Source organism: Sphingomonas sp. P4_G2 (assembly GCF_056401155.1).
This window is the reverse complement of the sequence record NZ_JBFUJY010000001.1, coordinates 1,138,395-1,151,956: the sequence shown is the minus strand read 5'-3', so window position 1 is coordinate 1,151,956 and position 13,562 is coordinate 1,138,395. Positions and strand designations below refer to the sequence as shown.

7 protein-coding genes are annotated in these 13,562 nt (G+C 58.7%); 2 read left to right on the top strand and 5 right to left on the bottom strand.

The annotated features are described in order from the left end of the window. Positions 1-26: 26 nt before the first annotated feature. The 5 genes from AC1DRD_RS05230 to AC1DRD_RS05210 all read right to left on the bottom strand — a co-directional run bounded on the left by AC1DRD_RS05230 (position 27) and on the right by AC1DRD_RS05210 (position 7,553). Positions 27-1,820 carry a glycoside hydrolase family 127 protein gene (locus AC1DRD_RS05230; RefSeq protein WP_478040614.1) on the bottom strand — a complete coding sequence of 598 codons (1,794 nt, stop codon included), beginning with the start codon at positions 1,818-1,820 and terminating at the stop codon, positions 27-29. A gap of 259 nt (positions 1,821-2,079) precedes the next feature. After that, entirely contained in the window at positions 2,080-3,192 is a 1,113-nt protein-coding gene (locus tag AC1DRD_RS05225; RefSeq protein ID WP_478040567.1) for a glycoside hydrolase family 43 protein, read from the bottom strand. 144 nt (positions 3,193-3,336) lie between these two features. After that, on the bottom strand, positions 3,337-4,932 hold the full coding sequence (locus AC1DRD_RS05220) for a GH39 family glycosyl hydrolase (RefSeq protein ID WP_478040566.1): 1,596 nt from the start codon (positions 4,930-4,932) through the stop codon (positions 3,337-3,339). A 664-nt stretch (positions 4,933-5,596) separates the two neighbouring features. Next, positions 5,597-6,397: a LytR/AlgR family response regulator transcription factor gene (locus AC1DRD_RS05215; RefSeq protein ID WP_478028628.1), complete on the bottom strand. Its 801-nt coding sequence runs from the start codon at positions 6,395-6,397 to the stop codon at positions 5,597-5,599. A 4-nt stretch (positions 6,398-6,401) separates the two neighbouring features. Further along, positions 6,402-7,553, bottom strand: coding sequence for a sensor histidine kinase (locus AC1DRD_RS05210; protein WP_478040565.1), 1,152 nt, complete (start codon positions 7,551-7,553; stop codon positions 6,402-6,404). Between the two features lie 1,011 nt (positions 7,554-8,564). Between AC1DRD_RS05210 and AC1DRD_RS05205 the strand changes: the two genes are divergently transcribed. Next, positions 8,565-11,897 (top strand): TonB-dependent receptor, encoded by a 3,333-nt coding sequence (locus AC1DRD_RS05205; RefSeq protein ID WP_478040564.1) that lies wholly within the window; start codon positions 8,565-8,567, stop codon positions 11,895-11,897. A gap of 69 nt (positions 11,898-11,966) precedes the next feature. Beyond that, the gene (locus AC1DRD_RS05200) at positions 11,967-13,550 is read left to right on the top strand and encodes a tryptophan halogenase family protein (protein ID WP_478028624.1); all 1,584 of its coding nucleotides are present in this window, start codon (positions 11,967-11,969) and stop codon (positions 13,548-13,550) included. Positions 13,551-13,562: the final 12 nt, after the last annotated feature.

The window sequence follows — 13,562 nt, the reverse complement described above, 5'->3', positions numbered from 1 at the left end:
TCGCGAGAACGGAACTGATCCGCCGATCAGGCCCTGCCAGGCCTGACCTGCCAATAGGTCGCGTATCGCTCGTGCGCGATACGGTAATATGGGATCAGCCGTACCGGCTCCCCTTCCGCCGAGGCGATCGTGAATTCCAGCGGTTTATCCCCGGCGCGGATCCCTTTTGCTAGCGCCCGTGGGTCGCCGGCAAGGGTCGGCGCCGTGAAGGGGGTATCGTTATAACTGCCATATTTGCGCTCATTCACGATGATGTCCGTGCCTGGCGCCAACCCTTCCCGCCCCAATGCGCCGGCAAGTACCAACGGTCCGTAAGTGAATGCGACGATGTCGGGAGCCGCAGGCGCACTCTCAGCTGATGTTTCCATGGCAAGCCGCAGTTCGACCTCGTCGCCGCTCCTCCAGGTGCGTTTTAACTCAACATAGCTACCGGGCGTAGTCGAGCGTGCAGCCTCCACGCCGTTGATGAGGACGATCGCGGTTCGGCTCCAGCGTGGGTGACGCAGCTTCAGTGCCAGTTGTGTCGGTCGCAGCAGCTTCCAGCGCAGCGTGGTCGTCGGCGCCTCGGGGAAGGTGGTGGCCTGGGACAGCACCGCTCCCTTCTCTTTCCACCTCACCGAGGATGGCACGAAAAGATTCACATAGAGCGCGTCACCGTCGTGGAAGTAGATCGCGTCCCGATACTTGACGTGATTTTCCATGCCCGTTCCAGTGCAGCACCAGAAGGAATCCTCGGGGGTGTGGTAGAGCTTCATATAACCCGGGCGGGCGCCCTGAAAATAGGTGGCCATCCCGGAATCCGGGTCCTGAGAGGCGAGGATCCCGTTATAGAGCGTACGCTCATAGTAATCGGCATATTCTGCCCGGGGGTCGTGCAGGAACAAGGCCCGGGTCAATTTGAGCATGTTATACTGGCAACATGTCTCCGATCCCTTGGCCGAGAAGACGTGCTTGCTGAAATCCGCCATCGCAAAGAAGTGCTCGTTGTCGCCATGTCCGCCGCTGGCGAATGAGCGCGTGCGTGTCACCGTCTCCCAGAAAAACGCGGCGGCGGCGCGATATTTGGTATCTCCGGTCGCCTCATAGACGCGCTGGAAACCGACGATCTTGGGTACCTGCGTGTTCGCGTGCAGCCCGTCCAGATAGTCGCGGCCCTCCGCCAGCGGCTCCATGATTGCCTTGTGCGAAAAACGCTGTGCGATGGTAAGATATTCGGGATTGCCGGTCATGAAATGGAGGTCGGCATAGATCTCGTTCATGCCGCCATGCTCGGTACCGAGCATGGCCTCGAACTCCGTATCGGTCAGCGGGCGGGTGGCGACCACACCCCAGTCCGCCAGCCGCACCAGCACCGCCCGGGACGCCTCGCTGTCTGCGAGCAGCGCCGCGTCGCGCAAGCCCGCATAGACCTTGTGCAGCGTGTACCAGGGAACTCCGGTGATCTTTTCCCCGCGCAGATGCGCCGAAACCAGCGCCGCACCCTTCGGAAATGCGCAGACCAAGCCGGAGCCCGCCGCCTTCTGGCACGCTGCCAGTTCGCCGGCGATATAGTCGATCCGCTGTTTGAACCGCCTGTCGCGGGTCGAGCGATAGGCCGACGCGCAGGCCGAGAGGTAATGGCCGAGAGTGTGCCCGTGGCAATTAATCTCCGCCCATTCGGGCTTGGACTCCCAGCCGCCATAAATCGGGGCCTTGGGCTGCAGGCCCGCGTTCAACCGGAAATTGTGCAGCAGCCGGTCGGGCTGCAACTTCAGGAGATACGCCTCGGTCATTCGCTGGGCATGGAGGAAAGGTCCGTCCCCCAGCGTCACGTCGGCCATGTCGAATGGCTGCAACTTGGCCACGGGCCGCCCGACGGGATTTTGCGGCGCATCCGCCAAGGCCACGGCGGATATAGTTCCGGTCCAGCCTGCAACCAACGCGCCAGCGCCGGCACTGGCGAGGAATTGGCGGCGCGAGTGGCGGGCGCGATCGGGCTGGGACCTCAAGGCGATTAATCTCCTCTATGCTGGAGCGCGTTGGCCGGCGCTCCTACGCCGCTACAGAATATTCCGTCTGCCCGCTCGTGCGCGGAACGTATCATTTAGGCATCCCGAACGGATCGATGGTGCGGATCGTGCCGTCGGGATTGTAGAAAAGCTCGGTCACTTTGACGTTGCGCAGCCAGGTCTTGTCCGAGATCTGGGTGTCCGCATAAAATAGCCACCAACGCCCCTTATACTGAACGATCGAGTGGTGCGTGGTCCAGCCCTGCACGGGCAGCAGGACATTGCCCTTGTAGGTAAAGGGCCCGTAAGGCGACGTCCCCACCGCATAGGCGATGAGATGCGAGCCTCCGGTGGAATAGCTGAGATAATATTTCCCGCGATATTTGTGCATCCACGAGGCTTCGAAGAAGCGCCGCGTGCCATCACCGCTGGTGAGCGGTTTGCCATGTTCGTCGACGATCAGCGCCTCGCGCGGTTTTTCCGCGAATTCGAGCATGTCCCCGCGAAGCTTCGCCACCTGTGGCATGAAGGCCTGCTCGTTCTGGCCCCGCGGATCGCCGGCAGGGCCGTTCGGATCGTAGACGCCGCCGACATTCTTCTGAAGCTGCCCGCCCGACAACCCGCCGAAATACATATAGCTGCTGCCGTCATCGTCGACGAACACCGCGGGATCGATCGAGAAGCTGCCCTTGATTGGCTGGGGCCGGGCCTTGAACGGTCCGGCCGGCTGCTTCGACGTAGCGACGCCGATACGAAAGGCGCCGGCGCGGTCCTTGGCCGGGAAATAGAGGTAATAGGTCCCGTTGCGATAGGCAGCGTCGGGCGCCCACATCTGTCGCGCCGCCCAGGGTACGTTCGCAATGTCGAGCACATTGCGATGCACCTGAACCGGCCCGTTGGGACGCGACATGCTCAGCACGACATAGTCGCGCATCTTGAACGCCCCGCCCTCACTGTTCTTGAAGGGCTCGACGTCGGGGAGCGGCGGCCCCTCCTCGGTGTCGTGGCTGGCATAAACATAGAGTTTGCCGTCGAACACATGAGCCGCGGGATCCGCGGTATAGGGCGAGGTGACGAGCGGCTGGGAGAGATAGTGCCGCGCTGGGGTCTGCGCCTCATCGTTCGCCGGCGCCTGCGCGGCGCCGAGCGCTGCCATGCCCGGGACCGCAAGCAGGACGAGAAGTCGATGGGCGTTGCGTGTCATTCTTTTCTCTACCTCGCCGTCAGCCGTTTCGGTCGTCGCCAGGGGGACGATTACGGGCAAGCGCTAAATACGGGCCAAGCACAGTGATTTGCGGGGCGACCGGCATCTCACGGCGCCCCCATCCCCCCGCCTTCCCCCAAGGTTCTACTGGGCTTGCTTAGCGCCGACGCGTTCGAGCCGCATGAGCAGGATATCGTTGGTCCGCATGGGCGCCTCGATATTCAGGGATCCGCTTTTGGGGACAGTGACGATGACGTCGCGTTCGGCCACGTCCCGCGTCAGCCCTTGCAATTGCTCCAGCTGGGCCGCCGAAAGCTTCTGCGGCATCTTCATATCGATATAGGCCGAATAGGCGTCGTTATGGCGGTAGCCGGTCCGGTAGGTCCGCAGACGATACCGCCCCGGCTGGACATGCACGAAGCGCGCGCTGACCGGCGCGGCGGGCGATGACTCCACCAATCGGCTGTAGAACGGGCGGTTGCTGAGCTTCTGGTCGGGCTGGTGCCAATCCCACACCAGCAAGGTTAGTCCGGATCCATCGACCGCGGCCATGCTGTAGGGATCCCTCACCGATATCTTCTGGCCCCGGAGTGCATGGAGATATTTGTAGGCAAACCAGGCGGGCTTGCGGACTCCCTCGGGGTTCATCAGCCCGAAGCCTCCCTGGAACGGCGCCGTGGGCGGACCGGGTTCTTCGAACAGGTCGCTATAGGTCCAATAGCTCATGCCCTGGACCGAACCTTCGACCCCCTTGAGCTTGGTGAGAATATAGGGTGCGCTCACATAGCTGTCGTGCACGGCGTCCCGCGGCGTGTAGCTGGTGCTCCACTCGGTGAAATAAAGCGGCAGATTGGGAAAGCGCGACGCCTGGATTTGCGCGCGCACCCTGCGAACGTCACCGATGATCGCGTCGGGTGAAGACGAGAGCTTGGTGTCGCCCTTGCCCTGTTCGTCGAGAAAGCCGCCGTCCACGCCATAAGTGTGCGTGGTGACGAAATCGACCGGCACCCGGTTCGCAGCGACATGATCGAGGAATTCGGGCACCCAGGCCGCGCCGGCGGTCGATGGGCCGCCCACGCGGAGCGCGGGATCCACCGCCTTCAGCGCACGCGCCGTCACGTCATAAAGCGCGAAATACGCGTCGCGGTCGGCCTTTTCCCAGAAACCATCGAGATTGGGCTCGTTCCAGACTTCGAAATACCAGCTCCGTACCTCGTCGTCGCCATAACGCTGCCGAATATGCCGAGCGAACGCGTCGATCAGGTGTGCCCAGGCATCGAGCTTCGGATGCGACGTATTGCCCTTCCAATAGAAGATCGAATTGTCCGAGGTCTTGAGCGCTTCCGGGGTGAAACCGAGCTCGACGAAAGGCTTGACGTTGCGGGCGAGCAACTTGTCGTAAAGTTCGTCGATACGCGTCCAGTCGTAGACGATTTGTCCGTTTTTCACCTGCACCGTCTTGAGCACGTCATGGAAGATGGCGTGGAAGCGAATGTAGCGGAATCCCAGTTCGCCCGTCGCGGTCTTGAGCTGGGCCATGCTGTCGTCGCGGATCAGCGTTCCGGGATAATCGGATCCCACGGAAAGATCGAAAAAGCGATCGACCGGAGCATCTGCCGTCGCCCGATCCACCTGCAGCACGCGCGGCGCAGGCGCTGCGGACTGCGCGAACGCCGACAATGTCAGGCTCGCAAGCGCCAGACCTCCACAGGAAAGGACGACGTACCGGCATCTCTTCACGAAATTCTCTCCCAGAGTTGTTTATCCGCTTTATCCGCTTCAGCGGCTTCTGTCGTTCCTGCGCGCGCTCTTACACACCGAATGGGGCCGACCTGTCTTCCCAGCCGCCGCCACGTCCCACCTCGTCAGAGCCCGATGGGCAAAAAGCTGGGCCGGGATGTTATTCCCGGCCCAAGAGGAAGGCTCGTCCAAACTCATGTAATTGTGCGCGCCAGCCGGATCTATCTGATCAGCCTTCATCGCCAACTCAGATTTACCAAAGATAGCGCGAATACCATGCAAGTTATGCTCTGGGGATACTTAGATCAACTAGGTTACATCTAAATATTGTCCCGAGAAATTTGTTACTCATCGCAGCTACGACGATTTGTCGCAACGCCGCTCCCAAGGAGTTATAGCGAAACGCAGACAGCTTTGCAGAGATTGTTCTCGACCGGCAAATTGGTCGGGTAAAACGGCTCGGGTGACGGCAAGCCGGTAAGAATAGCCGCGGGCAAAACGCGAATCGGGGCTCAATCGCGCTGCTCTTTGACGGAGACATGGCGTACTTCAGGTTCTCGGCGATCGCGTATTGATTGCGAATAGCCGGATCCGCCCTATTCGCAGCACGCTCTTGCCACCGTCCTCGGCGGACACTCATCCGCGCATAGGAAATTTAGCTAGTTCAGAGCGATTGCCCCAGCATCGCTTCGACCTCATCCCGGTAACTCCGGCTGAGCATCAGGCGCGTGCCATCCTTCAGCACCACCTCGAACTCGCCATGCGAACGGCGCTCGAGAAACGCGACCGACCTTAGATTCACGACACTGGATCGATGGATGCGGATGAACCGAAAGGGGTCGAGCCGATTCACAACTGTGGTCAGCCCGGCCCGGTAGAGGAATTCCTCTGCCCCTACGTGCAGTGTCACATACACACCGGCCGCTTCGATCCAGTCGATGTCCTGCGTCATCACGAACTGGGTCGCGTCCCGCTTCTTGACGACCATCCATTCCCAAATCTCGCCCGGCTTCGCACGCTTTGCAGCCAGCTTGAGGAGTTCCGGGCCAAAGGAATTTGCGTCGTCCGCATTTTCCGCGCGCAATTCGCCCAACCGCTTTTTGACGCGCTCCATCATCTTCTCATAGCGAGAGTCGCCGAACGGCTTGAGCAGATAATCGACGGCCTCCGCATCGAACGCCTGAAGCGCGAACTGGTCATAGGCCGTGACGAATACCGTCAACGGCATGTTTTCAGCACCCAGGGCGTCGATCACGCCAAAGCCATCAACACCGGGCATCTGGACATCGAGGAATACGATGTCCGGGCGCATGTCCTGGATCAACGCAACCGCATCGACGCCATTCCTTGCTTCAAGAATCTTGCCGACGCTACGGTCCTTGGCCAGCAGATCCGTCAGCCGTTTGCGCGCCGGCGCCTCGTCATCGACGACAAGAGCGGTGATCGGTCCAAGTTGCGATTTCATCCCCTTATCGCCGCCCTTCGCTTAGTGGCAGGCAGATCGCCACCTCGGTTCCACCACCCGGACGAGGCTGGATTATGAGAGCTTGTTCACCCAGGTCTGGATAGAGCGCAGCAAGGCGTTCACACGTCACACGGATACCCAGGCCGGTCGAGGTCTCCTTCCGCCAGTTCGCGGGCAGTCCAACCCCGTCGTCAAGCACCCGGATTTGCAGCTGCCCCGCAGTCCGCCGGGCCAAAATATCGATTGCTCCTCCAGAAAGGCGACCTTCCAGACCGTGGCGAATGGCGTTTTCGACCAGGGGCTGGAGCAGCATCGAGGGGACCATCGCCGTTAGCGCCTCCGGCTCCATGTCCAGTTCGATTTGGATCCTGTCCCCGAAGCGAAATCGCTGGATCGAGATATAATGTTCCAGAAGCGCCAATTCCTGCGCCAGCGGTATTTCCAGCATGTCCTTGCAATCGAGCGAGCGCCGGAGCAGCGCGGCCAGATCACCGATCATGTTGCGCGCCAATTCAGGGTTCGTGCCGACTTCTGATGAAATGGCATTCAGCGTGTTGAAGAGAAAATGCGGCTCGAGGTGGAGGCGCAACGCATTCAAACGCCACTCAAGCAGGTTCGTCTCCACGCGCCCCAATTCGAGCTGTCCTGTCAAATAGCGGTTATAGTATCTGAATGATTGAAATATGCCTACGGCGGCGCAGTAAGTCTGCCAGCCGCCCAGGAAATAATACACTGCGAACTCGCTGTTTGTTAACGGATTCCACCAGACTTGAGGTACCGGAAGAAGAAGAAGTCCCGAGAGATACGTGTGAACTAGGCTGAAAGGGACGCTCAGGAGAAGAAAGAGCAGGCTGAGGCGGAAGATGTTCTGGTCCTTCGGCACGATCTTTCTGTCGATCAGCAGCAGTGCCGGCGTAAGCAGCGCCCAGGCCCAGGAATCGATTATCTTCCCGATGAAGTGGTCCCATTGAAAGCCCCTCAGCATATCCGGCAAGGACAGGAATAGGCCGACCGATGTCCAGATCGCGAAGATAAGGGCCGCCGGGCGAAGCCAGGCGCGCCAAGCGCGATACCAGGCGCCGTCCGCTCCGACGGACTGGGCCCGCTGTCGCACGTCATTGGCCAAGATCGAGGAGTTGGACTGCACGGAGCTCATAATTGAATATGGTCTATACCGCATTCGCGGCGAGAAAGCGCGTTTACGTCACGCCCGTCGCCGGACAGCATCTAGGGACTCCAGGCACCGGGGGTCGCGCATGCTGCCATCCCGGCGGGCAAGACATGCGGCTTCCTTCTCACTCCCCAGCGCTCTTCATTCTAGTCACACAATATCCAGCCAAGCCATCCTTGCGCGTCGCCGAACGAATGCAATGACTTCTGCCCAAGTATCGCCATGGCAATATTATAGTATTAACTGATGGCACGAGCGACCCTGGCGGGTGATTCGACGATTCGCCATGCCTGAGATCGCATGCTGGCTGCTTATGGGCGTACCGGCCCCCGACCAAGGCTGGCAGATCGGCATTTGCATGAAATGTTGCAAACCGGACTCATCAACAGCAAGCCGGCCTGAGGATTGGCAGGACGGATTCTGACCCCCTTCTTCACTGCCATTTTCCGCCAATTTTGGCGCACCCGCCGATCCAATACATGGACGCGGCGGAAAAATTGTGTCGTTTGATAAGGAATGGCGAAGACGCGCCGACCCTCGCGGGTCGGAAGAACGGACGAGCCGTGTTGGGGAGAGATGATGCCGATCAGAGCGACACCTCCCCCCTTACCATCTGAATGGAGGGGTCGAAAAGTGAGGATTGACCAGGCGATCTCCGGCACACGCTCCCAAGCGCTGGTGCGCCATTATCCCTGCGCCGCCCAGATCAGATTTAACTCGCAAGGATGGGCTTCAAAACCGGCGACGCCGATTTTCGCGCCCAAAAATGGTAGCGGTACCAAGGTCGGATGCCGCGATCGCGCATGGTTGAAGCGCGGAGCCGCGGTCGCCTCGGGCGGGTTGGCCTGAAGCCGTGACGGGCGAGAGATCATCGCAGCAAATGTCCCGTGATCGACGCGCGGGCGAACGGAATGAAGCGGCAAGAGGCCGCTCACCTGTCGGGCAGGTCCGCGAGGAATATTCAAACTTAATCAATAAGATGAATGGGAGGGGTAGATGAAATCACGTAACCTGCTGATCGAGGCCAGCATTTCGGCACTGATCCTGGGAGGCCTCGGCCTGGCTCAGCCCGCATGGGCCCAAAGCACCGAAGCGAAGACCTCCGACGATGCCGCCGCGGATAAGCCCGCCAAGGCGAAAGATAAGAAAGATAAGAGCGACGACGCCGTGACCGACATCATCGTCACCGCACGCCGGAAGGCGCTGAACGATGCGATCGAGATCAAACGAAATTCCGATACTATCGTCGACTCCGTCGTTGCCGATCAGGCTGGCAAGCTCCCCGACACGTCGATCACCGAAGTACTTCAGCGCGTGTCGGGCGTCACCCTGTCGCGCTTCTCGGCCGATCAGGGTAACCCGAGCTTCCAGATCGAAGGCACCGGCATTTCCGTGCGCGGTTTGCCCTTTAACTCCAGCATGCTCAACGGGCGCCAAGTCTTCAGCGCGAACGGCGCCAGCGCGATTAGCTGGGGCGACGTAACACCTGAGTTGATGAGCGCCGTCGATGTCTACAAGGGTTCGCTCGCCACTCTCATCGAGGGCGGCGCTTCGGCGGTCGATCTGCGGACGCGGCTTCCGTTTGATTACAGCAAGCCGGAAATCGACCTCACGGTCGGTGGCAGCTATGGCGATATGGCCAGGAAATTCTCTCCCAGCGCGTCCGTTCTGTTCACGAAGAAATGGGACACGAGCATCGGCGAGTTCGGCGTTCTGTACGACTTCGCCTTTTCGCGTTACGACTCGCAGAGCAGCGATCTGGCGATACGCCCCTTCTATGCTGAATATGCTCCCGGTTCGCCCTACGTCGCCACCGTCCCGGACGGTGCGGGGGGCACCGTCAAGGTGCCTAACGTGGGCCTGATCCCTTATGGGTATAATTGGAGCAACAGTAGCTTTAAGCGAGACCGTTATGGCGCCTATCAGGCGTTGCAATGGAGACCGAATCCTAATCTGACCTTTACCAACACGGTATTCTATTCCCAATACGTTCAGGATAGCCAAGTTGCTCAAGCCGGCTTCGGGACGTCACCCCAGCAAAACGCAGTCTATATTCCGGTCAATCCCACGTTTGACTCAAATGGTGCGATGATCGCCGGTTCGCTGCGCTATGGAGCGACTGGACAGATCGTTTACGGCACGCCCGGAAATACCTGGCTCCAACAATATTCGCCAGGATGGTCGCCGGCGCCGACGACCGATTGTGGCTCCCAGGCAGGATATGGCGGGCCGGTTTCTCAAACCACCGCCGACTGGGCTAACGGCATCTATGGCTGCACCGCACCGCTGGACAACATTCAAGGATTTACCGGCTCTCGCTCCGTCAGCCACAGCAAGAGTTCAACGCTTGATATTTCGCAAACGTTCTTGTGGACGCCCGGCGATAAGGTGCGGGTCCGCGGCGGACTGCAGTATGTTTCGTCACAGGCCAAAAGCAAAAGCCTGTACGCCTCGATCGTGCAGGAAGCCAACAATCTCGCGTCCGCCAGCTTCGATTTGAGGAAGTCCATTCCGGTGGTGGGCGGATTCGATGCTGCCGCTCTGGCGGATACGACAGCCGCCTATTGGAGTACGTTGGCGAATCACGGGATCGACAATAAAGGACACATGTTCGCCGCCAATGTGGACGTGGATTACGATTTCGGCAGCGATTCTTTCTTCAGAAGCGTTTCGGTCGGCGCCCGGGCGTCGGTGCGCAACGAAAGTGATGTCGACACTGGAACCTATTGGGCTCCGCTGGCTCAGCCTTGGGCGGGCATTAAATATTATCTCAGTGGCGACAACACTCCAACCCACACCGTGGCGCCGGATGGCTCGCCCAACGACTATCAACTCTATAACTTCCCTCAATACTTCGGAGGGAGAGTCCCGTCACCGGGCGCGGTGTTGATGCCATCCGAAAGTGTCATGAAAAATTATGATTGGTATCATCTGCTGAGTACTTATGGCCAAAGAATTCCTGGCGGAACGCCGCAGGATTATTATAATGCCCATCTTCTTAATACAAATGGGCCGGTCAACACCAGAATCAAGAACTACGCGGGTTATATCCAGCTGAAGTTCGGACACGATAACATGGGCATCATCCCTCGTTTCTCTGGCAGCATTGGTGTCAGATTCGTCGCGGCGGAAATCCACAGCTCGGGACAGCTCAGCCAAAACCAGATTACCAATTTTTTCCTGAGCCAGGCCGCCGCGGACGCCTATATCCAAGCGCAACTCGCTGGCGGAACGGGCGACCCTTCGACGATCTATTCTAGCCCGTCGTCCAGTACTCCCCGGTCGCTCGACTATTCGTTCTTCCGTGTTCTACCCGCGTTCAACATCAAATTCGATGTTACGCCGAACTTCGTGATGAGGGCTGCGGCTGCGGAAGCAGTCTCGCCGCCCAATCTCAACGACGTCCGGGCCGGTGGCTCCATTGGCGCGAATACTCTGAACTACTCCGTTACGCCTCCGGGCGGCGGCACCCCCATCAGCTTTCCGTACCTAACGAACTTCAGCATCACGGCTGCGGGGGCCCGGCTGAAGCCGACCATGATCCGGAGCGAAGATCTATCGCTCGAATGGTATCCCCGGAACGGCTCGATGGTCTATCTCAGCTTGTTTGCCAAGCAGATCAAGGACCAACCCATATTTACGTCGTTCGTGCAGAACCAGCCGACTCCGCTGGTTGATGGCAACAATCAGGTATCTATGCACGATCTGCCATGGACGTATCTACAGAACGAGACTTCCACCAAAGGCGTGAACATCAAGGGCTTCGAAGTGGGCGCACGCACCTTCTTCGACAAACTGCCGGGCCTTCTCAGCGGTTTTGGCATCAACGGCAGCTTCACCTTCGTCGACAGCACGAATCCGGGACCCAAGGCCACGGACGTTCTCGGCAACGATATCAAAGGCCTGCCGTTCTTCAATTTATCAAAATATTCGTATAATGCCGAACTGCTATACAGCCGTGGCCGTGTAAACATGCGTCTGGCTTATAACTGGCGCTCCAAGCAACTACTGTCCACCAACGTCAACCCCCTGTCTTGGGCGACTTCAGGCGGGAACCCATATAACGTAATTTTAAGTCCGACTGACTTCTCGTCGACGTATAATTTTCAGGTATACAACATGGTTCCATTGTGGGCAAAGGCGGCGGGCTATGTCGACTTTAGCTTCGACTTTAAGATCAACGACAGATTCGTATTGAACACCTCGGTCGGAAACCTTCTTAATACAAAGTCCAAGACGGTTCAGGAGCCCTTGGCCGGCGTCTTCCTGCCCTATGACACCAACATGAGCGATCGCCGCATAAACGCGACCCTCCGGGCAAAATTCTGATTGGACATCCGCTGGGCCATGGCAGACCGTTTCGGTGTGCCATGGTCCGGCCGATGTGAAAGGACGAGCATGTCTGAAAAGGATTTGAAAGCGCCCCATAACTCGAACGCGGTACGTAAGGTGCTGATCGCCGGCGGAGGTACGGCGGGTTGGATGACAGCGGCGGCCCTCAGTGCCGATTTGGCCGATGCTGGCCTCGAAATAGAGCTTATCGAGTCTCCCGAAATCGGCACAATCGGCGTTGGCGAGGCGACCGTCCCGTTCATCCATGTATTCAATCAGATGCTCGGTCTCGATCAGGCCGATTTCATGAGGCATTGCAACGCGACATTCAAACTCGGGATCGAGTTCGTCAATTGGCGCAATGTCGGAGATAGCTATTTCCACTCTTTTGCTCATTTCGGTCCCAATTACAAAGACGTTTCCTTTTATCACATGTACTTGCGGTACGCCCAGCTCATGGCGGCCCAAGGCACCGACACGCTGCTCGAAGACAGCAACGTTGGCGCGATAGCGGCACGGCATAATCGGTTTCGTCATCCACAAGCGGTCGAGCAGACCGGCCTGCCGTCGCACTTCTATGCCTTCCATTTCGACGCGGCACTTTATGCCGACTATCTTCGCACCTATGCCATCAAGCGCGGCGTGCAGCATGTGAGTGGCCGGATCGTGCATGTCGAGCAGAATGCCGAAAACGGATTTATCAAATCGGTTCGTTTACAGGATGGGCGCGAGTTCGAGGCCGATCTCTTCATCGATTGCACGGGCCTGCATGGCCTGCTTATCGAAAAGACCTTGAACAGCCCTTACGAGGAGTGGACGCACTGGCTCCCCTGTGATCGGGCGATTGCGGTTCCTTGCGCCAGGGTGCAGGCGCCGACCCCCTATACCAAAGCGATCGCCGAGGGATCGGGCTGGCGTTGGCGCATTCCGCTGCAACATCGCACCGGCAACGGGATGGTATATAGCAGCGCCTTCGCCGAAAGTGACGATGCGGTAGAAAAGAAGCTGCTCGGCGCGCTTGATGGAGAACCGTTGGCTCCCCCCAGGCGCATCAAGTTTACGCCTGGGCGTCGCCGCGAGGTCTGGGTCAAGAATTGCGTCTCAATCGGACTAGCCTCGGGATTTCTCGAGCCGCTGGAATCCACGAACATTCACCTCGTTCAAACATCCGTTTTCAAACTTCTAACCTATTTTCCCGACAAAAATTTCGACCAGTCCGAAATCGACTCCTACAACTCGGAAGTGGAGCTCGAAATCGAGCAGATCAGAGATTTCATAGTTCTCCACTACAAGGTAACTGAGCGAGAAGACACGTCATTCTGGAAATATTGCAAATATATGTCCGTTCCGGATTCACTTCAGAGGCGAATAGATATGTTCGCCCCACATGGCAGACTATTCATTCGACCGGGAGAGTTCTTCACCTATAACAGTTGGCTGTCGGTAATGCATGGGCAGGGGCTCCGAGCGAACGGCCTCGTTCCTCAAATCGATCGTCTGACAGACGAAGAGATCATCGCATATTTCGACGCCTTCAACGGTAGGGTGCGTTCGGCCGTCAATGCAATGCCTCTCCATGGGGAGTATCTCCGGGCATTCGCCGGGGCGCCGGAAATTTCGGTGGCTCAACGTGGGGCTGGCGCTCGATGAGATTGCAGAACG